General features: G+C 43.5%; 22 protein-coding genes and 1 riboswitch. Of the genes, 7 read left to right on the top strand and 15 right to left on the bottom strand.

The window, feature by feature from the left end; translation table 11 throughout:
* Positions 1–10: 10 nt before the first annotated feature.
* Positions 11–937 (top strand): hypothetical protein, encoded by a 927-nt coding sequence (locus AB5542_RS03000; protein WP_087420479.1) that lies wholly within the window; start codon positions 11–13, stop codon positions 935–937.
* 63 nt (positions 938–1000) lie between these two features.
* Here AB5542_RS03000 and AB5542_RS02995 read toward each other — a convergent pair whose 3' ends face one another.
* From AB5542_RS02995 to bcp, 3 genes are all read right to left on the bottom strand, one after another.
* Positions 1001–3076, bottom strand: coding sequence for a S9 family peptidase (locus AB5542_RS02995; protein WP_279037393.1), 2076 nt, complete (start codon positions 3074–3076; stop codon positions 1001–1003).
* Positions 3077–3108: 32 nt separating this feature from the next.
* Positions 3109–4131, bottom strand: coding sequence for a recombinase RecA (gene recA, locus AB5542_RS02990; RefSeq protein WP_087420477.1), 1023 nt, complete (start codon positions 4129–4131; stop codon positions 3109–3111).
* A 164-nt stretch (positions 4132–4295) separates the two neighbouring features.
* Positions 4296–4763 carry a thioredoxin-dependent thiol peroxidase gene (gene bcp / locus AB5542_RS02985; RefSeq protein ID WP_087420476.1) on the bottom strand — a complete coding sequence of 156 codons (468 nt, stop codon included), beginning with the start codon at positions 4761–4763 and terminating at the stop codon, positions 4296–4298.
* 167 nt (positions 4764–4930) lie between these two features.
* Here bcp and AB5542_RS02980 point away from each other — a divergent pair, with 167 nt between their 5' ends.
* From AB5542_RS02980 to AB5542_RS02960, 5 genes are all read left to right on the top strand, one after another.
* A complete protein-coding gene (locus AB5542_RS02980; RefSeq protein WP_087420475.1) occupies positions 4931–5245 on the top strand; it encodes a DUF4491 family protein in 315 nt (104 codons plus the stop codon).
* An 82-nt stretch (positions 5246–5327) separates the two neighbouring features.
* Complete coding sequence (locus AB5542_RS02975) at positions 5328–5744, top strand: PaaI family thioesterase (protein WP_118258247.1); 417 nt, start codon at positions 5328–5330, stop codon at positions 5742–5744.
* Positions 5745–5851: 107 nt separating this feature from the next.
* Positions 5852–7339, top strand: coding sequence for an RNA-binding domain-containing protein (locus AB5542_RS02970; RefSeq protein WP_279037387.1), 1488 nt, complete (start codon positions 5852–5854; stop codon positions 7337–7339).
* Between the two features lie 270 nt (positions 7340–7609).
* Positions 7610–8053 carry a hypothetical protein gene (locus AB5542_RS02965; RefSeq protein ID WP_279037385.1) on the top strand — a complete coding sequence of 148 codons (444 nt, stop codon included), beginning with the start codon at positions 7610–7612 and terminating at the stop codon, positions 8051–8053.
* 5 nt (positions 8054–8058) lie between these two features.
* Complete coding sequence (locus tag AB5542_RS02960) at positions 8059–9075, top strand: hypothetical protein (protein ID WP_279037383.1); 1017 nt, start codon at positions 8059–8061, stop codon at positions 9073–9075.
* A gap of 41 nt (positions 9076–9116) precedes the next feature.
* Here the strand turns inward: AB5542_RS02960 and AB5542_RS02955 are convergent, their stop codons facing one another.
* The 12 genes from AB5542_RS02955 to AB5542_RS02900 form a co-directional block, all read right to left on the bottom strand.
* Positions 9117–9431 carry a HigA family addiction module antitoxin gene (locus AB5542_RS02955; protein WP_118258243.1) on the bottom strand — a complete coding sequence of 105 codons (315 nt, stop codon included), beginning with the start codon at positions 9429–9431 and terminating at the stop codon, positions 9117–9119.
* A 29-nt stretch (positions 9432–9460) separates the two neighbouring features.
* Positions 9461–11467, bottom strand: coding sequence for an excinuclease ABC subunit UvrB (uvrB, locus tag AB5542_RS02950; RefSeq protein ID WP_279037382.1), 2007 nt, complete (start codon positions 11465–11467; stop codon positions 9461–9463).
* Between the two features lie 85 nt (positions 11468–11552).
* A complete protein-coding gene (locus tag AB5542_RS02945; RefSeq protein WP_279037381.1) occupies positions 11553–11930 on the bottom strand; it encodes a thioesterase family protein in 378 nt (125 codons plus the stop codon).
* A 97-nt stretch (positions 11931–12027) separates the two neighbouring features.
* Positions 12028–12777: a sulfite exporter TauE/SafE family protein gene (locus AB5542_RS02940; RefSeq protein WP_279037380.1), complete on the bottom strand. Its 750-nt coding sequence runs from the start codon at positions 12775–12777 to the stop codon at positions 12028–12030.
* Between the two features lie 38 nt (positions 12778–12815).
* Positions 12816–14105, bottom strand: coding sequence for a Na+/H+ antiporter NhaC family protein (locus tag AB5542_RS02935; protein ID WP_340279063.1), 1290 nt, complete (start codon positions 14103–14105; stop codon positions 12816–12818).
* A gap of 3 nt (positions 14106–14108) precedes the next feature.
* Positions 14109–15062 carry a methylenetetrahydrofolate reductase [NAD(P)H] gene (metF, locus tag AB5542_RS02930; protein WP_279037375.1) on the bottom strand — a complete coding sequence of 318 codons (954 nt, stop codon included), beginning with the start codon at positions 15060–15062 and terminating at the stop codon, positions 14109–14111.
* Between the two features lie 201 nt (positions 15063–15263).
* Positions 15264–18686 (bottom strand): methionine synthase, encoded by a 3423-nt coding sequence (gene metH, locus AB5542_RS02925; protein ID WP_270542026.1) that lies wholly within the window; start codon positions 18684–18686, stop codon positions 15264–15266.
* Between the two features lie 16 nt (positions 18687–18702).
* Complete coding sequence (locus AB5542_RS02920; protein WP_270542027.1) at positions 18703–19464, bottom strand: UPF0280 family protein; 762 nt, start codon at positions 19462–19464, stop codon at positions 18703–18705.
* Positions 19465–19499: 35 nt separating this feature from the next.
* A complete protein-coding gene (locus tag AB5542_RS02915; RefSeq protein WP_087420462.1) occupies positions 19500–19922 on the bottom strand; it encodes an NIL domain-containing protein in 423 nt (140 codons plus the stop codon).
* 94 nt (positions 19923–20016) lie between these two features.
* Positions 20017–21180: a homocysteine biosynthesis protein gene (locus tag AB5542_RS02910; protein ID WP_270542028.1), complete on the bottom strand. Its 1164-nt coding sequence runs from the start codon at positions 21178–21180 to the stop codon at positions 20017–20019.
* Positions 21181–21531: 351 nt separating this feature from the next.
* Positions 21532–21637, bottom strand: a riboswitch (SAM riboswitch).
* 142 nt (positions 21638–21779) lie between these two features.
* Positions 21780–22322 carry a porin family protein gene (locus AB5542_RS02905; protein ID WP_087420460.1) on the bottom strand — a complete coding sequence of 181 codons (543 nt, stop codon included), beginning with the start codon at positions 22320–22322 and terminating at the stop codon, positions 21780–21782.
* A 33-nt stretch (positions 22323–22355) separates the two neighbouring features.
* Positions 22356–23126, bottom strand: a complete 771-nt coding sequence (locus AB5542_RS02900; RefSeq protein ID WP_410520040.1) for an RNA methyltransferase — start codon at positions 23124–23126, stop codon at positions 22356–22358.
* 48 nt (positions 23127–23174) lie between these two features.
* Between AB5542_RS02900 and AB5542_RS02895 the strand changes: the two genes are divergently transcribed.
* Positions 23175–25514, top strand: a complete 2340-nt coding sequence (locus AB5542_RS02895; RefSeq protein WP_270542030.1) for a BamA/TamA family outer membrane protein — start codon at positions 23175–23177, stop codon at positions 25512–25514.
* Positions 25515–25659: the final 145 nt, after the last annotated feature.

Here is a 25659-nt window from a genome sequence, read left to right as displayed (position 1 = left end):
AATTGCGAGTATGCTAAGAAATATTTTTGTTGTACTGGGAATGGTGTTTTGCTTTTGTGTGAGTTGTGACAAGGAAGACAATGATGTAAAGGCTGTCGAAAACATGCGCGATTGGTATAAGGTTGAGGATAAACCGGGCGAGGTGAATCATCTGCTTTACAAAATGTACAAGTATTATGACGTGACTATTTTTATTAATGATACTCTTGGACAGGAAGAACGAGGTGTGGATGCTTACGGGGAACCTATCGTTCACACGGAATTGTTTGATATGGGGTATTACGTGTACGGGACTTACACGGATGGGCGAATGACGTTATCCGCTGACAGTGCAGCCATGATTGTTGCTATTAATATGATTGAAGATCGGGTGATTCCGCATCTGCCGGAGCCGGGAGCTTACCGACCACATTCTTTTTTGTTGGCAGATTCTGTTTTCTTGACGCAACAAATCGGTTTTTCCTATGTTACTTACGAAACGGATATTTATAGCCGGGGGATAAGAGGAATGGTGATTGGGAAATTGAATGCGATCAAAAAGATGAGTGAGGATGAACTGAAATGGTTCGGAGGGGAGATCTTGGCTGTGAAATGTGCGGACTGGATTCAGGAGTTTTGTGTGGATGAGTTACTGGATTTTTATAAAATATCCGGGGATTCTAATTATGATGAAGCGAGTATGTTTGCCCCGGCAGATTGTCCGGAAGAACTTGGATTTATCAAATGGCTGGAAGTGGAGGTTTCATCCCGTAATTGGGTTAAGACCCCTACTAAGGAACAAGACATTCGGGATTACATCGCGGCTATTTACGCCTATTGGGGGGAAAAGGAGAGGTTCTACGAGTTGTATCGTGATTATAAGGATATAATTAAGAAGTTTGATTTGATGGTGCCTTTGGTCGAACGGTTTGAGGAAGCAAATTGTGAGGTGAAGTAGGAGAAAAGCGAATCCCACGAAGTTGATACTCCGTGGGATTCTTTTTATTTGTTTAGTTTTATATTATTTCAACCACTTATCCAGCCAAGAGGCGAAAGTTCGTTGCCACAGGATTCCGTTCTGGCAACCCAATACCCAGTGACATTCTTCGGGGAAGTACAGGTACTGTGCCGGGATGCCACGCATACGGGCTGCATTGAAGGCTCCCATGCCTTGAGAGGCGTCGATACGGAAGTCTTTTTGACCGTGGATCACTAGGATCGGGGTGTCCCATTCTCCCACGAATTTGTGAGGAGAGTTGTCGAACGTGCGTTGAGCCACCTTGTTATTCTTTTCCCAAGGAGCGCCACCCATATCCCAGTTAGCAAACCACATCTCTTCGGTGTTGTAGTATTGCATTTCCATATTGAAGATACCGCAGTGAGCGATGAACGCTTTGAAGCGCTTGTCGTGATGTCCGGCAAGGAAATACACGGAGAAACCACCATAGGAGGCTCCCACGCAACCTAAACGATTTTCATCAATATAAGGCTCTTGTTTCATCTCGTCGATGGCAGAAAGGTAATCCTTGATGTTTTGTCCGGGGTAGTCTCCACTGATTTGCTCGTTCCATTCTTGTCCGAATCCCGGTAGACCGCGACGGTTCGGGGCAACAATGATGTAACCGTTGGCAGCCATCATCTGGAAGTTCCAGCGATAGCTCCAGAATTGGCTTACCGTGCTTTGAGGACCGCCTTCGCAATAAAGGATTGCCGGGTATTTTTTGTTCGGATCGAAGTGGGGAGGGTAGATGATCCAAGTCAACATTTGTTTGTTGTCCGTGGTCTTGATCCAACGAGATTCAACCTTACCCATGGTTAATTGATCCAAAATACCTTTGTTCACGAATGATAATTCGGTGTCTTTTCCGGTTTTCGGGTCAACTTTGTAGATTTCTGCCGGTTGACTCATAGATACTTTGGTAGCGATGAGGTAATCGTTCACGGGAATAACCGAGGTGTAATTGTGTACGCCTTCGGTTAATTTGGTGATAACACCGTCATTCAAGGTTAACCGATAGATCTCGTCCGTAGCGTGATGGTCTGAAATGAAATAGATCGTGTTATCGTCACCCCAAGAGAGTGCCCCAACATTTTGATCGAAATCTTTCGTGTATTCTTTCTTCTCCCCGGTTTTCAAATTCATCACGAATAGACGAATTTTGTCAGCCTCGTAACCGTCACGTTCCATGCTTTCCCAAGCCATAAGTTCTCCATTGGGAGAGATCACTTGGTTTTGGTCGTAACCCATCATGCCCTCTGTAAGGTTGCGGGTTTTACCGGAATTCAAATCGTAAAGATAGAGGTCCGTGTTGGTTGAAGTCATGTAAGCGATTCCCTCTTTTTTACGGGCCATGTAGATTACGCCTTTCCCGTCTTTGGTCCAGGTGATCTGTTCTGTACCGCCCCAAGGACGAACGGGTGATTCCCATTTTTCTCCTTCCATGATGTCTTTACCCGTGGTAACCATTTGGCCGGGGATGTAATCTGCCACGAAAGGATGGGTGTAAGCCTCTACCCAGTCATTCCAGTGACGATATACTTGACCGTCGATCAAGCGGGCGTTTGCCTTCGGAAGATCGGGGTGAAGATCGTGAACATCTTGTTCCAGTTTCACGTCTTTCAAAAAAAGAAGTTTGGATTTGTCCGGGGAGAAAATAAAACCCCCGATACCGCCTTCGATATTGGTTAACTGGGTAAGCCCACTACCATCGGCATTCATTTCCCATAATTGTACGGAACCGGACTTGCTGGACATGAAGGCAATTTTACCGTCGGAAGTCCACGTCTCTCCGAATTCCTTGTAATCCGTGTCTGTCAGTTGTTTTGATTTTCCATCGGCTAGGTTCATCACGTAGATGTCACTGTATGAACGATCTTCTTCCTTGTTGAAGTAAGTCACGTCGTACACGAGTGTTTTTTGATCGGGGGATACGCTTACGCTACCGATTCTACCAAATGACCATAACACCTCAGGCGTCATCACGTCGGATGCTAGTTTCATATCCGGTGTTTTATAACTTGGTTTTACTGCCTCTTTCTTGCTGTCACACGACACCATTGCCAACAAGACTAATGCAGAACATAAATAACTTTTCATTGTAATTTTAGCTGTTTTATTACTCGATTTTCTTATTTTGTTGCCGCTTGCACGCCGTTCTCCATGGCTTCCACGATTTTTTGGGTAAGCTCTTCCGCCAGTTCCGGGTTATCCATCACCAGTTGTTTCACGGTTTCCCGTCCTTGTCCCAGTTTGCTTTCGCCGTAAGAGAACCAGCTACCGCTTTTCTTGATCACGTTGTATTCAACACCGAGATCCACGATTTCTCCAGAACGAGAGATGCCTTCCCCGTACATAATGTCGAATTCGGCTTTCTTGAATGGAGGAGCAACTTTGTTTTTCACCACTTTCACGCGGGTGTGGTTACCGTAGATTTCCTCTCCGTCTTTGATTTGTCCTACACGACGGATGTCCAGACGCACGGAGGCATAGAATTTCAACGCATTACCACCCGTGGTTGTTTCGGGATTACCGAACATGACACCAATTTTATCACGCAACTGGTTGATGAATATACAGCAGGTATTTGTTTTGCTGATGGTTCCTGTCAGTTTACGTAGTGCTTGTGACATCAAACGGGCTTGTAATCCCATCACGCTGTCACCCATATCTCCCTCTATTTCAGCTTTGGGGGTTAGGGCAGCTACGGAGTCGATCACGATGATGTCGATTGCTGCCGAGCGGATCAGTTGTTCCGCAATTTCAAGGGCTTGTTCCCCGTTGTCAGGTTGGGATATAAACAAGTTGTTCACGTCAACTCCCAGTTTCTCGGCGTATGACCGATCGAAGGCGTGTTCGGCATCGATGATAGCCGCGATACCGCCTTGTTTTTGTGCCTCGGCGATGGCATGGATGGCTAATGTAGTCTTACCGGAAGATTCGGGACCGAAAATCTCGATCACACGGCCTTTCGGGTATCCGCCTACTCCTAATGCTCTGTCCAGTCCGATAGAGCCGGAAGGGATCACCGCAACATCTTCCACGACATTATCGCCAAGTTTCATGACGCTCCCCTTACCGAAGTTTTTTTCGATCTTGTCAAGGGTAAGTTGAAGTGCTTTTAACTTGTCTTGATTGGTTTCTGTGTTTGCCATAATTTATTGATTTTAAATTTTAGATTTTAGATTTGAACTCCCTCCCCCCTTCGGGGTACTCCCTCTATAAACAGAGGGAGAGTTGAGTTACTTACCATCTTTGGTAAGAGTTACCAGCTCCTCCTCTGTTTATAGAGGAGGTGGTCGAAGGCCGGAGGAGTGCTTTATTTTATTTTTAATTGTTCCAGGATTTGTTTCGCGTGATCTTTCGTGTTTACTTTCGTGATCACTTTTTCAATGATCCCGTTCTCGTCAATGACAAAGGTGGTGCGCACGACTCCCATGTAAGTTCTGCCATATAATTTCTTTTCGGCCCATACACCGTAGGTTTCCAGTATCTTTTTCTCGGTATCAGCAATTAGGTTGAAAGCCAAGTTGTATTTGGCAATGAACTTTAAATGAGAACTTGCCGAATCGGGGCTGACACCAACGACTTCAAATCCTTTTTCCGTGAGGGAAGAATAACCATCATTCAAGCTACATGCTTCCGCAGTGCATCCCGACGTGTTGTCCTTCGGGTAAAAATAGAGGATTAATTTTTTCCCTTTAAAATCTTCCAGCGTGATTTTTTTCCCGTCCTGATTTATGCCCTCGAAGTAAGGGGCTTTATCTCCTTCTTTTAATGGTGCCATATTCGTTTATAATTAGTGATTTACGATAAGGAATATAAACAATTTATGATTTGATAAAACTTGTTTACTTCTTTTCCCGTAGTCTATGTACAAAAGTAGGAATATTTTGGTGAAATGAAATAGAGTTTTGGAATATTTGTACATTTGCATAAATCTAAAAATAGAGTATGGAATTTATAGAAACGTATAATTTGACAGGGCTGATTATCGGGATTTGCACGTTCCTGATTATCGGATTATTTCATCCAGTGGTGATTAAAGCGGAATATTATTGGGGAACAGGTTGTTGGTGGATTTTTCTCGTTCTGGGAATCGTGGGAACAGTGGCCGCTTTGTGGGTGACGAACGTGCTATGGTCTTCTTTACTAGGCGTGTTTGCCTTTTCTTCTTTCTGGACGATCAAGGAGATTTTCGAGCAGGAAGAACGAGTGCGTAAAGGGTGGTTTCCCGAAAACCCAAAGAGAAAAGCTAGAAAAGAATAAATTTGTAATTTACGATAAAAAGGCGTTAGCTTTGTGTGTGGAAATCACTGAATCGAAAAATCATAAATCAAGAAATTAATACATGGATAGTTCAGCAATTATAGAGCGGATGAACCGGGAGAGCCGGGGAACATTAATGGCAAGTTTAGGTATAGAGTTTATTGGTATCGGAGAGAATTGGTTGGAGGCAAAAATGCCTATTGACGAACGGACGATGCGCCCCGGTAATTTATTGCATGGTGGAGCAATTATGGCATTAGTAGAGACCGTGGGGAGTGGATTAACTTATATCGGAGAGAATCTGGAAGAAAATCACGTGTTTGGAATCGAGATTAATGCCAACCACGTTCGGAAAGCTCAAGGAAGTTATGTTATCGGTCGTGCGGAGTTTATCCATAAAGGACATCGTACTCACGTGGTATCTGTTAACGTGACGGATGAATTTGGGAATTTGGCATCTGTTGGACGGATCACGAATGTGGTGCTGCCTAAGTCTTAGTTAATGCGGTAATATTTAATTAAAAATAAGAATATAAAATGTTGTGTAAATAATTCGTTATAGGTATATTTGTGACAAATCGTTTTTGTTGTGATAAACAATTTGTTATGAGTATAGAAGAAATATTGAAGCAACCAGAAGGACGGAGGTTAGAATTTAAAGCTGAGTTACCGGAACATTCTGATCTGGCTAAGACGGTTGTTGCCTTTGCGAATGATGCTGGGGGAGAATTGTTTATTGGTATTAGTGATGATCCACGTGCGATCGTTGGACTCGATGAAGATAAGTTGGTAATGATGGAAGAAAAGATTGCTAATACTATTTTCGATCGTTGTTATCCGGCCATTTTGCCCGAAATAAAATTTATCAGTGGAAATGATAAGCATTTGATTCAAGTAACGATTTTTAGGGGAAGTACTCCACCATATTATCTTAAAGAAAAAGGCAAGTTACATGGAACATATATTCGGGTAGGTTCTACTAATCGTCTTGCTGACGAAACGATTATTGCGGAACTAGAACGTAGGAAACGGAATATTTCTTTTGATAGTGAAATAATCCCAGAGAAAACGGTTGCAGAATTGAATATTGATAATTTTAAAACAATATTTGAGGAGAAGACAGGGGAGAAGTTAACCGATCAAACGTTACAAAAACTTGAACTTGTCAAGGAGATGCAAGGTTTGAGGTATCCTACCAATGCCTTGATTTTATTTTCGGATGATTTTTTGAGAAACTCTATGTTTCATTATGCGAAGGTGGAGTGCGCTCGTTTTAAAGGTGTTAGTTCTGACGTTTTTATCGATCAGAAAAGTATTACAGCTAACATTTCTATTCAAGCAGAGGAAGCTTATAATTTTATATTACGTCATATTAATCAAGGTGCAATTGTTGAGGGTGTTTATACTGTTCAACGTTGGGAATATCCTGTAAAAGCTATTCGGGAGGTAATTCGTAATGCCGTAGTACACAGAGATTATTCGCTTACAGGGAAAGATGTAAAAGTTGCCATTTATGATGATATGATAGAAATCACGAGTCCTGGGCTTTTGTTACCGTCGATAGATTATGCGGCAATGGAGTGCCGGCAAAGTGATGCTCGTAATAAAGTAATAGCTCCTGTCTTTAAACGACTTGGTATTATTGATCAATGGGGTAACGGGTTGAAATTGATTGCTAGTGAATTGAAAGAGTACCCGAATATAGAACTCCGTTGGAAAGAAGTTGGCTTGTCTTTTCAAGTGCAGTTTGTGAAATTGGATTATCTTGAAAAACAAGAGCGGATAGAAGGTGTACAGCAAGAGTTGCAGCAAGAGTTGCAGCAAGAGTTACAGCAAGAGTTGCAGCAAGAGTTACAGAAATCAACTTTGTATTCAGAAGTATTACGTTGTTTGGTGCAAGCGCCACTATCAAGACAAGATATTTCCATTGCATTAGGACAAAAGAAAATCTCGGGACAGCTAAATAAAGTTGTTCAAAAACTTATTGTAGATCGTCTAATCGAAAGAACGATTCCTGATAAACCCAATCATCCTTCTCAAAAATTTAAACTAACAGAAAGGGGACAGGTATTTCTAAGTTTACTTGGGAGCTAGAAAATAGAAGTTTTTTTTCGAAAAAATTTAATATAATCTTGCATTCCTGTTTGCTATTTGTTTATAGTTTGATACCTTTGCTATTGACTTACATTATAACAACCGCAGGGAGTTCCTGCCTAATTGTAGCAGGCATTTTTCATGCCTGTTACTCAACATACGGTTCTGTACCCCCGTGTGGTGTATTAATGTACCCACTGCTGCGGTTGTAGTGTAAGTCAACGGGAAAGGCGGAACCGTTTTTTTCTGCCTGACTTAAACCTATAACTTATGGAAAAGAATGATGCTTTGAAGGCGCAATCAGAAAATGGAGATGCGTTAGGTAATCTGTCCACGGAAGAAATTGAAAGGCTGGAAAATTACTACATTTGGGAGGCAGAACGTTTAATGGCGTTTGGGGTGCAAGAGAAAAAGGAACCTTTAGAGGTTATGTTGAAACACTTGCGTATCGTGGAAAACCTATTACACAGTTTACAATTTCAGTGGGAGGATAGTATTTCAGTACTATATAGTAGTTTTATGCATTATGTAGTTCTGGTAGAGGGAAAAGAGAAGCAAAATCGCTTATCAGATTTGGTGATAGAGTTGATAAAAAAGATGAAATATCTCTCAAAGAAAGAACCTTTGATTATGGGTTTGGCACGTCGATACCAGCAACAGAGGAAAGAAGTAGAAGCTTTGATTGGTTTGAGGAGTAATGGACCTGAAATGTGACTATCATGGGTGAAAAGGATGAAAGTGCTTTTTCTGACGGGATGTCGGGAGAGCAACAAAGAATGTCTTCGAAAGATTTCTATCTGACGAAGTCTCAGGTTATGAGAAGGTTTCGGAGTAATAAATTGAGCGGAGATTGTGATGAAAATTTATTGGGAGGCTTGCTCCATGAAATGAATGAAACGCAACAACTCTTAGATTGTATGCGACTTCCTTGGATGAAATTGGCTGATGCTTTTTTTCAAGGTTACGTTGATGTCCCCTCGTATAGTAAGGATAAGAGACTGTTAGCTTCACGATTAATAGAATTAATGGTGAAATTATCAAGGGAAACTTCTTTTGTTGAGAAATGGTTTGTGTACAATTCTTTTCAAGCGAAAGAAATTAAAGAATTAGAGGTTGCGTGTAAGATGCGACGCCTCTATAGTATTTCCATTGGTGATGAGTTATTGTACGATCTTTCGTTAAAACAATTAGTTGAAATTCATGATACGATCGAAACGTTTCTTGAACAAGGTGATACCTCTTTTCAGGAATTTGAGGATGATGATTTATGTGGAATTGATGTGGATATGTCTGTTTGTCGTTTTGCGGATAAAGATACTTATGGTGTTTCTTACTATATCGATACTTACGAGGGGGAGATGCACTTTACATCTTCCGAGCAAATAAGCTGTGTTATTGAGCAAATGCAACAATTCTTGGATCGGATGGAAAAGAGAGAGTTTATGAATATTGAGGAGGCTACAGAAAAAGAAGGGGCTTTCATTACAATACGGGAAGACTATACCCCAAGAAAGAATGTCTTGAACGAGATTCCACTTGTAAGTAAAAGTATTCGTCAATGTGATGGGGAGGCATTAACGGGAAGTTACACGATAAGTGCTAATGGTTTGTATTTAAATGATCTATCTTCCCCGAAATTAAAAGAAATTTCCGTGAAACTTGAAGAATTTTTAGAAGCTGTAGATAAACAATGGAGAATACTTCGAACACCTGTAGAATGTGGGTTCGAATTTTGATTGGAAGGGTAAAAAGCAACTGGAAAAACAGTTGCTTTTTGCTATAATAACGAAGCACAAATATTTCGTAACTTCTCAAATTTGTCAATGTTTTTCTTGTTTTGTCGAGCCAGTTGTAAATTGTAGCGAGTTTGCATATTTACTAACATTTCGGCATTGATACCTAATGAAACTTCGATTAGCAAGGCGAAATCTGTAGATACAGGGCGTTTCCCGTTCAGAATATCGTTAAGCATGGTGTACGAAAAATCTACAATTTGGGCAAATTGTTTCTGCGAGATTTTTCTGAATTCCAATTCTTCTTTTATGATTTCACCCGGATGTATTGGAATAAATGGTTCTCCTAAATTTCCCATGGTAGTTTTTTTATTTGTAATGATTCGTTTTAAGGATTCAGCCGTTTGATTGTTTCTTCCAGTTTAAACATTTCATCCCGGAGGCGGGCAGCTTCAAGGAAATCCATTTCTTTGGCAGCTTTTTGCATGGCGGCTTTTGTTTTTTGTAGCATTTTTTCCAGTTCCGGTTTACTCATGTAAGCGGTAACGGGGTCTGCGGCTAAGTTCACGTGCTCTTCTTCAATGTAAGCACGGGAAGTTTCTTTTAGTACGGATTCCGTGGATTTCCGTATTTGGGTAGGGGTGATGCCGTGTTGAAGGTTATATTCCATCTGTTTTTCTCGGCGGTACTGGGTTTCATTGATGGTTTCCTGCATAGAGCGAGTGATCGTGTCGGCATACATGATCACTTTGCCATTTAGGTTACGGGCGGCACGTCCGGAGGTCTGTATCAGTGAACGGGTAGAACGTAGGAATCCTTCTTTGTCGGCATCGAGGATGGCAACAAGTGAAACTTCAGGCATATCTAATCCTTCACGTAACAAGTTAACTCCGACAATTACGTCAATTACTCCTTTACGTAAATTTTCGATGATCTGTACTCGTTCCAGTGTGTCCACGTCAGAGTGAATGTACTGGCATTTGATGCGAATGCGGTCCAAATATTTACTTAGTTCCTCCGCCATTCGCTTGGTCAGCGTGGTTACAAGAACTTTTTCGTTGATCTCAATTCGTTTTTGTATTTCGTTGATGAGGTGGTCTATCTGGTTCTTGCTGGGAACGACTTCAATTTCCGGATCAAGAATTCCGGTGGGACGAATAATCTGTTCCACGACAACCCCATTGCATTTTTCCAGTTCATAATCGGCCGGGGTGGCACTGACGTATATGGTTTGCCCCGTGTTGGCCTCGAATTCTTCAAACGTGAGTGGACGGTTGTCGAAAGCTGCCGGAAGACGGAACCCGTATTCCACGAGTGATTGTTTACGGGAACGGTCACCACCATACATGGCTCTTACTTGCGGGAGGGTCACGTGTGATTCGTCTACAACGAGCAGGAAATCCTGCGGGAAGTAATCCAGCAGGCAGAAGGGGCGAACTCCGGCAGCCCGCCCGTCTAGGTAGCGGGAGTAGTTCTCGATACCGGAGCAATAGCCTAGTTCCCGGATCATTTCCACGTCATATTTTACCCGTTCGTCCAGTCGTTTTGCCTCAAAGTGTTTGCCGATGGAGTTTAAGAAATCAACTTGCACGACAAGATCGTGTTCTATGTCATGTATGGCTTTCGTGAGCGTGGCTTTATCCGTGACAAACAGATTTGCGGGGTAGATGTTCAGATTTTCCATTTCGTCGATCGTTTTCCCGGTTTGCGGGCTGAACGAGGTAATCCGGTCAATCTCATCATCCCAAAATTCAATTCGATAGGCCATTCCCTCGAAGGTTTCAATGGCCGGAAAGATGTCCACGGTTTCTCCTTTTGCCCGGAAACTACCACGTTTGAATTCCAGTTCGTTATTCACGTAAAGGGCATCCACCAAACGGCGTAAAAGTTGATTACGGGCTATCTTTTGACCTTTCTGCAAGTAGATAATATTTGAACCGAAAGCAGTCGGGTCTGCCATACCGTAAAGACATGAGACCGATGAAATCACAATTACATCCCGGCGTCCGGATAGCAAGGATGCCGTGGTTCGTAACCGTAATTTGTCGATCTCGTCATTGATCATGAGATCTTTTTCGATATACGTGTTGGTGGTGGGTAAGTAAGCCTCCGGTTGGTAATAGTCGTAGTAAGATACAAAGTACTCCACCGCATTTTCGGGGAAAAAGGCTTTGAACTCCCCGTATAACTGGGCGGCTAACGTCTTGTTGTGACTGAGGATTAGTGTCGGACGCTGAACCTCTTGTATCACGTTGGCAATCGTAAATGTCTTTCCCGATCCTGTAACTCCCAATAATACCTGCCCCGGGACTTCATCCAGAAGTCCTTGCGTTAGTTCCTTGATTGCTTCCGGTTGATCCCCGGTCGGTTCGAATGCTGAGGTCAGTTTAAACATTTACTAATTTTAGATTTTAAATTTTAGATTTTAAATTGAAAATGTTGGTTCTTCAATTTAAAATTTACAATTATTCAATTTACAATTAAGAAAGTTTGCTCATGAATTTTTCCGGGTTGATGATAAAGCGGTCGTGGATGGCCGAGCCGATAGGGGCGGTTTCATCCCATGCCTCGATAGAGAAACGAATACGGCGACCGTCAACCTCGGTGATGGTAGCTTTGCAGGTTACTTTCTTGCCAACAGCGGTTGCCTTCACGTGTTTGGTATTGATTTCGATACCTACGGTGTCGCTGTCGGCTTCCAACATACCTTCCAGGCATTTGATAGCTGTGTTTTCCATTAAACCTACCATTGCGGGTGTTGCGAATACTTCCAGTTTTCCGGAACCGTAAACGACGGCCGTGTCTTTATGTTGCACGGTAATTTCTTGTGTGAAAGAGTGTCCTATTTTTATTTCCATGATCTTTGAATTTGGATTGCAAAGTTAACTAATAATCCTGTATGGAAAGGTCGTTTTAAGAAGTTTTCACGTGATGTTATGGATTGTTTAAATTCGGTTAGCTGAAAAACAGGCGTACGGCTACAATGACAAGTACGACGAGCAGGAAATACCGGATGTATTTGGCTCCCCATTTGATACTGAAACGTACTCCTAACCATGCCCCAAGCATATTTCCACAGGCTAGGATAAATCCGACTTTAAAATCCACGAGATCGTTCCAGATAAAGATTGCCAGAGCGATAATCGTGTAGAATAGCACGATAAATAGTTTTATGGCATTGGCTTTTAATAGATCATAACCGCATCCGAGAACCAACCCCGCCAGCAGGAAGAATCCGATACCGATTTGGATAAATCCGCCGTAAATTCCCAGGAAGAAGAAGATAATGTTTCGTAGCCACGGGCTTTTCATTTTTGCCTTGTCCACATTTGCTTTAACCCAAGCATCCGGGTTCAAGAGTAGCATGAAAAACATGACGATTAAAAGTCCGGCAATGACTTTTTTGAATATCTCTTCGTTGATGTCCACGGCAATAAATGCCCCCACGATACTACCGAGGGCCACGGGGAGTAGCAGTTTAGAATCGCTTTTGAAATCAAGTATTCTCTTTTGTTTAAAGCCGCTGACGGATACCACGTTTTGCAATAAAATAGCAATCCGATTGGTTGCGTTCGCCACGTTTGCCGGTAAGCCGATGAAGATAAGGAAAGGTACTACCAACATGGAGCCGCCCCCGGCAAACGTGTTGATAAAACCTGCGGCGGTACCGAGGAGTATGGTGACGATGATTTCGATTATTGTCATGGGGCAAAGTTAAAAACTAAAAGATAAAAGCTAAAAGTTTACCGTGAGTATTTCCGGGGATAGCGGAAGAATATAGCTAAAAGGGCTGCAACACCCATTAAGTACGGGTAGTAGAGGTACTGCATGATGGCTAGCGGGGTAATGGAGGCTAGGCCGGCAGCCATGAGTAATTGCGCCCCGTAGGGAATGATACCTTGCACGAAACACGAGAAGGTGTCTAACAGGCTAGCTGATTTCCGGGGATCGACACCAAAACGATTGGCAATGTCTTTAGCTATGGGGCCGGACATGATGAGGGCTATCGTGTTGTTTGCCGTGCATAAATCGGCGAAACTGACGAGGGCGGCAATACTTAATTCGGCTCCTTTTTTTGATTTGACATGAGTGGTTAATTTCTGAATGATGTAGACAATACCCCCGTTGTAGCGAATCATTTCGAGCATTCCGCCTGCCAGTAACGTGATAATGATCAGTTCTCCCATGCCGGAGATACCCGTACCCATGGCGGCAATCCATTCCCAGAATTGAATGTTTCCGGTAATTATCCCGACTATACCGGAACAGAGAATACCGAGTAAAAGTACGATCATGACATTCACGCCAGCTAATGCGGTGGTAAGTACCAAAATGTAAGGAATTACTTTTAACCACTCGATCGGGGTGGCGCTGGGTGTTGTTGTTATTTCGCTACCTTGGAACAGGTAAACGATAGTTACGAGTATGGCAACCGGGATGACAATTAAGCTATTGACTTTAAATTTATCTTTCATGTTACAGCCTTGCGTGCGGGTGGCAACAATGGTCGTGTCGGAGATAAAGGATAGGTTATCCCCGAACATGGCTCCTCCGACCACGATGGCTACCATGAAAGGTGTGTTTATGCCTGTTTGTACGGCAATACCGACGGCGACGGGGGTAAGTGCCACAATCGTACCGACAGAAGTTCCCATGGAAAGTGAAATGAAACAGGCGGCAATAAACATCCCCGCGAGTAAGAGACTGTCCGGAAGTACGGATAAAGCGAGATTAACAGTCGCATCTACCGCCCCCACGGCTTTTGCCGTTTGGGCAAATGCCCCGGCAAGGATAAAAATCCATACCATGAGCATGATATTGCTGTTGGCGGCTCCTTTACAGAATAGGTCTATCCGTTTGTGGAGTTTTCCCCCGGAAGAGATGGTCACGGCCACAACGGAAGAGACGAGAAATGCTACCGTGATCGGCATTTTGTAAAAATCTCCCATGATGATAGAGGCGATCAGGTAGATACTTAAAAATACGATCAAGGGAGTTAGTGCCCAAAAGTTTGGTTTAGTTTCTTGTTGCATAGCTTAGAAAACTTGTTTTACAATTTCCTGAATATTTTCCGATTTCCCCATCGTGTAGTAATGAACGGCGGGAACCCCGTGTGCGATGAGTTCTTTACTCTGTGCCACGCACCATTCTATACCGACTTGGTTGATCTCCTTGTTATTTTTGCATGAACGAATCTCTTTAACCAGTTCGTGCGGAATATCGATACTGAATGTACGTGGGAGCATTTCCAGATGTTTGAGTGTTGATATGGGTTTTAGTCCCGGTACGATAGGTACGTTAATTCCTTGCGCCCGGCATTTATCGACAAACTGGAAAAATTTGGAGTTATCGAAAAACATCTGGGTGACGATATAATTCGCTCCCGCATCGACTTTCTTTTTCAGGTTTTCGATGTCACAGGCTTGGTTGGGTGCCTCGTAATGTTTTTCCGGGTATCCGGCAACCCCGATGCAGAAGTTCGTGGGAACGGCATCTGTCAGCGTGTCATCCAAGTATTGGCCGTGGTTCATGCGAGTGATTTGTTCTACCAGTTCACAACTATATTGGTGTCCGCCTTCTTCGGGAGTAAAGAAACGTTCTCCCGGTATGGGATCACCCCGGAGTGCCATCACGTTTTCAATGTCAAGGAAATTCAAGTCTATGAGTTCGTTTTCGATCTTGTGGCGGGTGGCTCCCCCGCACACGATATGAGGAACCATGTCCACGTTGTACCGTCTCATGATGGCTGCGGCCAGTGCCACGGAACCGGGGCGTTTTGTCACGGTAACTTTTTTGATCGTTCCGTCCGGGTATTCACGATATACCACTTCATCCCGGTGAAAGGTAATGTTAATGAATGGGGGAGCAAGGGCAATCAAAGGTTCGATGGCCTCGTATATTTTATTGATGTCTCCGCCTTTTAGTGGCGGTACCAGCTCGAAAGAGAATACCGCTTTGTCTGTATTGTTGAGTATGTCGATGACTTTCATAATTTTAGATTTTTAGATTCCAATAGTTTATCTATTTTAGAGTTCAAACTCCTCCGTCACTTCGTGCCACCTCCTCTATAAACAGAGGAGGAGTTGGTGACTCTTCCCGAAAACAGGGAGTATTCCAGCTCTCCCTCTGTTTATAGAGGGAGTACCCCGAAGGGGGGAGGGAGTTTGTTACTTTTATCTTATTTTAGAGTCTTATACGCTAAAATATTTTGCTTTAGGATGAGAAATCAGCATACCACACAGGCTTGTCGAGGGATAGATGGAATACCCCTCGGTGAGGCGTACCCCGATCTGGGCAGGAGCATCCAAGATGTCAAAGGCCAATTTCTTCATCGCATGATCCGGGCAAGTCGGGTAACCGAAAGCGGGACGGATGATGTGAGTTCCTTCATTGACTTGTTCCTGCATCCATTCCGCGCAGGCTTCTGCCAACCGGGCACAGAGACTTCCTCGTAACAAATGTTCAAAATCACGGCAATCGTTGCATTGGTGATCATCCTGTACTTTCAAGCAGAATAGTCCCACGCTGCCGATTCCTTTTTCTTTCGGGATGACAAAATCAGCCAGTGAAAGACACTCTTCCAAGTCCGCTTGCTGCCGGGGCATCGTGAATCGATATTGACCATCCAGAACGATGTCTTCATGCTCCGAATAGGCATCAAAGAAACGGACAATGATGGAAACGTCAAATTCATTTCCGGCGATCACTTTACCCAGCATATCCAGTGCTGCCTGGTAAGTACGGTCCGCCTCGTCGTTCGTGTAAATGATTTCCGGGTATATCCCTTTGAATCCCCAGAAATGGAAAAATGGTGTCCAGTCGATTCTTTCCACTAAATCTTCGAGATTCAAGCGTTTTACCAGTAGATTGTGTTCTCCGAAAGTTGTGGGCTCCACGTGATCCCAATCGTACCGAGGGGCTCTCCGGCGAGCCTCTTCGAGTGATATTTGTTTTTGTTGATGTTGATTGTACAAAGTTCGAATGTTTTCTTGTTCAACTTTTATTTCACGAATATAATTTTCCCGGTCATTCAGTAAACGCTTGATGATTCCCACGGTCCGGGATGCGTCACCGCCTGACACAACGCAATAATCGTATTTAGGTGCTAGTTTGACGGCCGTATGCACCGTTGAGGTCGTAGCCCCGCCAACAAGTAGGGGAACTTGTAATTGTTCTTTTTGCAACAGTTCGCACAGGTTTTCCATTTCCCCCAGAGAGGGCGTGATCAAACCGCTGACCCCGATAATATCTGCCTCGTGTTCTTTGGCAGCCTTAACAATACTCTGATTGTCAACCATGACACCAAGGTCGATTACATCCAGATTATTACAGGTCAGAACAATATTCACGATATTTTTACCGATGTCGTGTACGTCTCCTTTCACCGTGGCAATCACGACACGGGGTCGGCGGGTTACGTTTTTACCCGATGTGTTGTGACGTTCGATTTCCGGTTGCAGGATGTGTACGGCTTCTTTCATAACCTTGGCTGATTTCACGACCTGTGGCAAGAACATTTTTCCTTCCCCGAAGAATTGTCCGACTCGTTCCATGCCTTTCATTAAAGGTTCTTCAATGATCTCGACCGGGCTGGCATAATGCGCGAGTGCCTCTTGAAGATCTTCCGTCAGATAATCCGTGATTCCTTTGATTAGAGCGTGTCCGAGACGTTCTTCCAGGGGACGGTTCCGCCATTCTTCCTGTTGCACTGTTTTTACTTCTCCTTTCGTTTCCTTGTATTTTTCGGCAAGGGTGATCAGGGTTTCCGTTGCTTCAGGTGTACGGTTTAGTACGACGTCTTCCACGGCTTTCAGCAATATCGGGTCGATCTCGTCATATACCTGTAACATGGCAGGATTCACGATCGCCATATCCAACCCTGCATGGATGGCGTGGTACAAGAAAACGGAGTGCATGGCTTCCCGCACCGTGTTGTTTCCCCGGAACGAGAATGACAGGTTGGAGACACCACCGGATGTGCGGCATCCTTTCAAGTTTTGTTTAATCCAGCGTACCGCCTCGATATAGTCCACGGCATAATTGTTGTGTTCCTCGATGCCGGTTCCGATGGCTAGGATATTCACATCGAAGATAATGTTTTCGGGAGTAAATCCGGCTTGCGAGGTCAACAAGTCGTAAGCTCTTTGGCAAATGTCTATTTTACGTTGGTATGTCGTGGCTTGGCCTTCTTCGTCAAATGCCATCACGACCACGGCTGCCCCCAGACGTTGAATTTCTTTGGCTTTGTAAAGGAAGTCTTTTTCCCCTTCTTTCAAGCTGATCGAGTTTACAATACATTTTCCTTGCGTGTTTTTTAACCCGGCAAGGATGGTTTCCCACTTGGAAGAATCTATCATGAAAGCCGCTTTGGCAATATCCGGTTCGTTGCTGATGATTCGCACGAAACGTTCCATCTCGGCCGTGCCGTCCAACATGGCATCATCCATGTTGATGTCGATGATAGACGCTCCTGCCTCGATCTGTTTCCGGGCGATCGTGGCAGCCTCCGTGTAATTCTTTTCCCGGATAAGACGGGCAAATTTTGCGGAACCTGCCACGTTTGTACGTTCGCCGATATTGATAAAATTGTTTAATTCCTTATCCACCACGACGGTATCGAGACCACTCACTTTTAGTTGGTGGTTGGATGTCGGGACTTTTCTAGGGGGGATGTCTTTCAAGGCGTTTGCGATTGCCCGGATGTGTTCCGGTGTCGTTCCGCAACATCCTCCGGCAATATTGATCAATCCCTCTTTTGCCATGTTCTGGAGACAAAGAGCGGTGAATTCCGGTGATTCGTCGTATTCTCCCATTTCATTCGGTAGTCCTGCGTTCGGGTATATACTGATGTAACACGGGATGCGTGGAGCCAGTTCCCGCAGGAAATGGTGTAACTCTTTCGCTCCGAATGAACAGTTCAGGCCAAAGCTGAGAATCGGGTAGTGGGAAAGGCTTGTGAACAGGGCCTCTAGTGATTGTCCGGTCAGTGTACGTCCGCTTTTGTCGTTTACCGTGGCGGAGAGCATCACGGGAAGATGCGTGCCTTTCTCTTCCTGTACTTTTGCGATAGCGTAAAGAGCGGCTTTCGCATTCAGCCCGTCATAGATGGTTTCAACCAGCAACAAATCTACACCGCCTTCTATTAATGCCGTTACCTGACTGGCGTATGCGTTGGCCAGCGTGTCGAAATCCACGATTCGGTAAGTCGGTTGATCGGGATCGGGGGCGAGGGTCAGGGATTTATCGGTTGGTCCGATACTTCCTGCCACGTAAATTTTCCGTTCTTTACAAGCGGCTGCGGTTTCTTTTGCCAGACGGGCGCCTTCCAAGTTAAAGCGTTCCACCCATTCCGAACAGCCATATTCGGTTTGTGAAATAGCATTGGCATTGAAGGTGTTGGTTTCGATAATATCGGCTCCCGCATCAATATAGTTTTGATGTACCTGACGAATCACGTCCGGGCGGGTAATATTCAGCACATCGTTGTTTCCCTTTAGGGGGATCGGGTGTTGTGCAAATTCCTCGCCTCGGAAATCGGTTTCTGTCAATCGGAATTGCTGCAAAGCTGTTCCGGTGGCTCCATCTAGTATGTATATGCGATCTTGTAGGTTCATTTTTGTAATTTAGAATTTAAAGTTTAGAATGAAAGAGTTTTAAATCAAAAATGCCGTGAATTCCGATTTTGTCATCCTTGATGCAGATGGCGGCAAGGATGTCTTTCGTCTTCCCGATCTTTTCGATGCAGGGGGCGATGTCATCTGTTGTTTTGATCTCGTTGGCAAAAGCCGTGGCGTACGTGTCGGCTAAAGCACAATTTTTACAAATAATCATGACAGCATCCGCTTTCCCGAAACTTAAAGAGGGACCCACGGTTCCGGATGAAGTACAAATTCCCAGGGGGGCGTGCTCAGCCCGGAGGGTGAAACCCACTTTTTCCGACAGGGGAGAGGTCCCGGCAAACACGGCAATATCTATGTTTTCTTGTATGTCCGCATAGATGTCCCCACCATTTTCCACGATGATTTCCCGCACCCCGTACTTTTCTTTGATCTCTTGACCAATTCGGCTGGCAACAGCCCCGGCAACTGCGCTCATCGGACCGATTCCGGATTTTCTGGTCACCTCAGACATCTCTTGAAAAATGGTCGGGGCTCCCGGTTGTGCCTCGTAGGGAACGAGTGACGTGGCGTAATCCGGATCATTTTGCAGGTAAGCATCCATGTATTCCCGTAATGTTCGGATTCGGGATTCCGTGAATGTTGGTATGCTTTCTTGGAAAGATGCTTGATCTATTCCGATCCACAGGTCTGTCTCTTTGTAAGCAACCGTGAAAGAATACCAGCGCTCTTTCTGCAAATGCTCCCGATATGTGCGATTTTTGTACTCGATCATAACCGAATTAATTTATAATTTCAATTTTCAATTGTCTAGCAGCTTTCCGGATTACTGAATTCAATCTTGAAAAGTTTCAACGGGCAAGCTTTTAAACATAGTTTGCAGGCGATACATTTTTCGGGATTGAATTGTAGTTTCCAGTCGGGAGCCTCGATCGTCAAGGCGTGGGAGAAACAGGCCGAGGCACAGTTACCACAATTGATACAACGGGATTCGTCGTAAGAAATCTTGCTGGATACAGGGCTTACGGTTACCCCGTTATCATTCAGGAAGGCGATAGCCTGTTCTATTCTCAAGGGATCCGCGTCCATTTCGATCAAGAGTGATCCGGTTTTTCCGGGTTGTATCTCCGCCTTTAGGATATTTACTTTTACATCATAGATACGAATTAAGTCGTATGTCAAGGGTCTGTCTGTTGCGTCAACCGGGAAGGTTAATATTACTTTTTTAGTCATAGCCGCTATTAATTTTAGATTTTACTAATTATTTGATTCTGTGATTTCCGATTAGATGATTATAAAATCACGTAATCGTTGAATCGGCAAGCACTTAATCTTTTTTCAATTCTCCATTTTCAATTTCTTGGAGTCCTTTTAGAGAAGTGCCTGTTGGCATGGGGCGAACGGGTTCCGTGAGCAGGAAATCTCCTTTCTGAATCCATGACTTTAAAATCTCGGCAATTTGCCGGGCTTTTGACAAGCTGGCAACAGGAGCCGTTTTGATTTTATGGCCATTGACCTCGATCTCTCCACTTTGCAGGGCGGCATAATTTGTTTTACCTAAAATCTTATTCCCGTCTCCGTAATCGATAACCGTGGTTTCTATTTGTTCATTTCGGATAGATACTCTGCGGGCAAGGTCTTCATCCAGAATCGGGATGGGGATGCCGATGCCGACAAACATGCTTACCCCGTATTTTTCGTAATAAACTCCTCTTAAAAATTCCGTACTCATATTTTTTAAGTCTCCGATCACGGCAATCGTGCGGGCATTGCTGGTGGGAATACCGTGTTCGTTCGTTTCTTTTGTGGAGTGGAATTGTGTTCCGTTCCAAGTGACGTATCCTTCTGTCCCGCAGAGGAAAATACGAGTTCCTAAACCGATCGTGCGACATTCCGGATCGTTCAACAGGGGAGATAATTCTCCGGCCGTGCTGTAAGAGGCGTTTCGCAATTTTGGCAACAAGGTTCCCATGTACGTGTATTTAATTTTATCCGTGGAATTAGTAGCCACGTTATAATTCTGGTAGGCATTTCTGGGGTTGTACAGGATAGCCTCGTTGATCGTGTCTTTGGTGATCACTGTTTTGATATGTTTCCGGGGATAACAATCCGTACCTTTTCCCCAGGCCTCCAGCGTGATTTCTTTACCTGCAATCAGATCTTCTATGATGTGGGCTCCCCCGTAACTGGGGTTTTCCGGATTGCAATCAGTTGCTCCCACGTAAGTGTCCACGGCAGCCAATCCGCCACTGACACGAATGCCGTTCAATTCGATTTTTTCCATGCGAATCGGGGGATTAGCGTGTCCGAAGTTTAAAAATGCCCCGGAGGAACACATTGCCCCGAAAGTGGCCGTGGTCACGACATCCACTTTCTCTGCGATCTCTTTCGGGGAGAGCGTTTTTGCCAGTTCTGCAACCTCTTCGGCAGTCAACACGACAGCCGTACCTTTCTTGATTTTATCGTTTATTTCTGCGTATGTTTTAGCCATGATCTTGTACAATTTTTTAATGGATAAATTTTTGTTGGTGATTTTTTATCTGTTAGCTGCCTTGCAACTAATTGATTTCTAGGGATGATTTGATGGTATGCAATGACACGTTTTCACACGGTTTATCCTTGAAACCGATTCATGAAATCTTGAAAATTACCGTGTAATTTCCCAATCAAAAATCTGAAATCAAAAAAATCTAAAATAAAAAGTCCGGGGTATAAAAAATATTAGCGCATGCAGCGCATACGCATAGACATGGCGATAGAATGAATGAAAAGAGTGCTACAATTTGTAGTGCAATAAATGCTGTTTTGTTTTGTTGTTTCTGTTTTCATTTTCTTTCAGCTTAAATTATAACTCCTGGTTCTCAGGTCGGGTTTTGGCACCTTGCAAGTAGCCTTGCAGGTTGTCGGAGTTTCCATGAGCCCGTTCTCTCGACTCCTCTTTATAATTCAAACAATCCTTGCAGATTGAATTGATAGGGACAAAGGAAAACAGAATAAATGAATAATGCAAGTATTTGATAATTTTTTTTCTGTAGTTTCCTAAAATCGAGTAAACCGATTTTAGGAAACTACAGAAAAAATAGGGTGGGATTAGATAATCTTGAATCCCAAGGTTAAGTTCCATGATTTGGGTGCTTTTACCCCATCTCCGAATTTCTTTAATCCGAATTCGTAGTCAATATCGAAAGTTACTTTCCATACATCGACTCCGGCTCCGATTTTTCCGTTCCACATCATTTTGTCCGTGTTGAAATCGCTTTTTAAATCTTTCGTGACGAAAGATGCAACGGGACCAGCGAATCCGCGTAATTTGAATATGGGGAGTTTGAGAATGTTATATCCGACCATAACAGGGATGTCGATGGAGCTGTATTTGAATTTTCCGATAGAACCGACTTTGATTTTACTTTCTTTGTGTGCAAAGTTCAAGGCTGGTTCTAAGTAAATACTCCCAAGATTGATTCTTGCGAAGGCACCAATCATGTATCCACCATGCGAATCTACTTTATATTCTTTTGCTTTGATTTTTGCGTCATTCCAACCGCCATGAATACCGATATTTATAGGTAAGGATTGAGCCATGGTGGTTAAACCGATGAGACTAAAGAGAGCTAAAATTACTAATTTTTTCATACTGTCCTTTTTTGTTTTAAATAATTGATTTATCTATTTATTATATTCTATTCGTTTGAATTCCGAAAGGATGATGCCAGTGGCAACTCCCACGTTCAGGGATTCTGTCGAATAAAGACTGTGTGCAAAACTGGGAATTGTTATTTTATGGTCTACCAGTTGTTCGATACCCGCGGTAATTCCGTTTCCCTCGTTTCCCATGACGATAAATCCCTTGGTTTGGAGGTTCATCCGGTAGATGTTTTCTCCTTCCAGAAATGTCCCGTAACAGGGAAAGTCTGGGTTCGTGAACCGGGGGATAAAACTGACAAGATCCAAGTAAAAAACGTTCACCCGGAATATTGCACCCATGCTTGCTTGAACGGATTTCGGGTTAAAAATGTTTGCACAATCGTGATCGCAAAATATGTTCCGGATACCGAACCAGTCGCAAACCCGGAGTATCGTGCCGATGTTGCCGGGGTCTTGAATACCGTTGAGAATCACTGAAAGCGAGTCTTTTATCTCCTCCGGGTTGTATGTTTTAATGGGAATTTCGGCTAGTGCGATGACTTCCGGTAGGGATTTGAAATTGGAAATACGTCCCATCTCGATCTCGTTTACCTCGATCGTGTTACATTTTTTCACGTGTTGTTGATTACTTTCGATCCACGAGGGACGGGCAATCAATGAATCTATTTTCATGTCAGAGAGGAGTAATTCCTGTACGAGTTTATCTCCTTCTACCTTGTATAAATTATATTTTTCCCTGAATTTCTTTTTTTCAAGGTTTTGAATTACATTTGTTAGGTGTTTGCTAAGCATCATTTTTAAGCTTGCTGGTTAAAATTAAAACACAAACATAGTATTTTTTTGAGATTTTTGAGCATGCGGGTAGCGTACAAGATAAGTTTTATTTTTTTTATATTCTTCATTTTTTATTCGTGTTCACCGACGAAGTATGTCGGGAAAAACGAGTATTTGCTGGATCGTGTGAAGGTGAAAGTGGATGATTATAAGCTTAATCGGTCTGATTTGAAACGAAATATCCGACAAAAACCGAATACCCGGATTTTGGGGGTTGCCCGTTTTCATCTGGGATTATATAATTTAAGCGGGAGGAATGAAAAAAAGAAATTTAACCAATGGTTACGACGTATCGGGGAGGCTCCCGTTATTTACGATCCTTTCATGACGCAACGAAGTGCCAGCCAGATTGAATTGTATCTCCATAATAAAGGGTTTTATAGTGCGGAAGTGTTAGATACGATCTTTTATAAGAAAAGGAAGGCGTTTGTGGAATACCACGTGAAAGTGGGACCTGTTACCCGGATTCAGGAAGTGCGATTTGATGATAAGGAGGGGGGACGGGTAAATCAGATCGCCGAAGAAAGCGGGTTGATGGCTAATTTTCGACGGGATACGGTGAATACTCTTTTGGAGAAAGACGCTCCCTTGGATCTTGACGTCCTGGATGACGAACGGGAACGAATCACGAAGATGCTCCGGGAAAAAGGGTATTTCAATTTTTCAAAGAATTTTATCCAGTTTTTTGCCGATACAACAAGCACGGCTAAAGAAAATATGGCCAAAGTTTTCGTACGGGTGGTAGAGAATGCCGTGGATAGCAACGCTTACAGGCGTTATTTCGTGCGGAACATCAGCGTGAATTTTGATTACGACCCGATGCTGACTGCAGAACAGGTGGATTCTACGTATAATACGTTGTATTACAATGGTTATAATATCTTGTACAAGGATAAGCTAAAGATAAAGCCTAAAATGATTATAGAAACTATCCAGTTGCAGCAGATGGAATTGTACGATGCCCGGCGGGTGATAGATACTTACGTGCGATTGCAGGCGCTGAATCTTTTCAAGATGGTGAATATCGATTTTAAAGAGGTGGAGTCGGATGGAGACGTGAAAGCTTTGGACTGCGTGATCCAGTTATCGCCCGTGAAGAGGCAATCCTATAACGTGTTCTTGGAGGGGACGCATAATTCAGGCAATATGGGAGTGGGAGGTAATTTTACTTATAACCATCGTAACGTGTTCCGTGCGGGGGAGAATATTTCGGCCAGTATTTGGGGAAGTTTGCGGAAAGAGCAGGTCAATGGAGAGGGAAAAATATTTAATACCTCGGAAATCGGAGCTGAATTAAAACTCGTGACCCCGCAGTTTTGGATGCCGTTTTTCAAGATGAAAGATTTCCGGCGGAATTATGCCCCGAAGACTTCGATTTCTTTTTCGTATAGTTATGAATATACCCCGTATTATACCCGTTCGATTGCTAATGCCCGTTTCGGTTATTTATGGCGGAAAGCGAACAAAAAGTGGAGGTATAATTTTGATTTGATAGATTTGAACTACGTGTTGATGAAGGATGTGGACCAGAATTTTATCGATGGTTTGAAAAATGAGTATATCAAAAATGCCTATACGGACCATATGATCCTTTCTGCCGTTTTCTCTGCCACTTACACGGATCAGCAGGTGAACGTGAAAACTGCGAATTATAGTTATTTCAGGGTAAACACGGAGACTTCAGGGAATTTTCTTTCCGTTATAGACGGGATTGCCGGAAGTAAAAGTTCTGCGAGTGGAACGTTAAATGAAAAGTATTACAAAATCTTCGGGGTAAGGTATGCGCAATTTGTGAAAGCAGATGCCGAATATCGTTATAACTGGTATATCAACCGGGCGAATTCACTCGTGGGACGTCTTTTCGTGGGGTGTGGTTACCCGTATGGAAACATGAAGGTATTGCCTTTTGAGGAGGCGTATTACGGGGGTGGGGCAAACGACATCCGGGCTTGGCAGGCTAGGACATTAGGTCCTGGTTCTTATTTGGCCACGGAGAAATACCCGAATAGCGTGGGGGATTTCAAATTGGCGGGAAATATTGAATACCGTTTCAAGTTGATTTGGTTGTTGGAGGGAGCGTTGTTCGTGGATGCCGGAAACGTGTGGAATATTAACCCGAAAGAAAATCGTTCTGGGGCAAAACTGAATTATAATTTCTTTAACCAGATTGCTATCGGTACAGGGGCGGGTCTGAGGTTGAACGCTAATTTCTTTTTGTTACGTTTTGATTTGGGAATCAAGGTAAAAGATCCTTCCATGCCCGTGGGAAACCGTTTCGTATTGTTTGATTCGCGTGGAGGATTCAAGCGGTCCGTGTTTAACGTGGCGATCGGGTACCCGTTCTAAAAACTAAAAGATAAAAACTAGAAACTAAAAGATAAAAACTAGAAACTAAAAGATAAAAACTAGAAACTAAAAGATAAAGTTGGGAGGGTAAATCATAAAATTAATTAGGGGTTGATTATTCTAGAAATAATGTCGATATTTGAAC

This window comes from Butyricimonas sp. RTP31003st1_G1_RTP31003_210430, assembly GCF_040920905.1.
In the GTDB taxonomy this organism is placed as follows: domain Bacteria; phylum Bacteroidota; class Bacteroidia; order Bacteroidales; family Marinifilaceae; genus Butyricimonas; species Butyricimonas paravirosa.
This window is presented reverse-complemented; position numbering and strand designations above follow the sequence as displayed.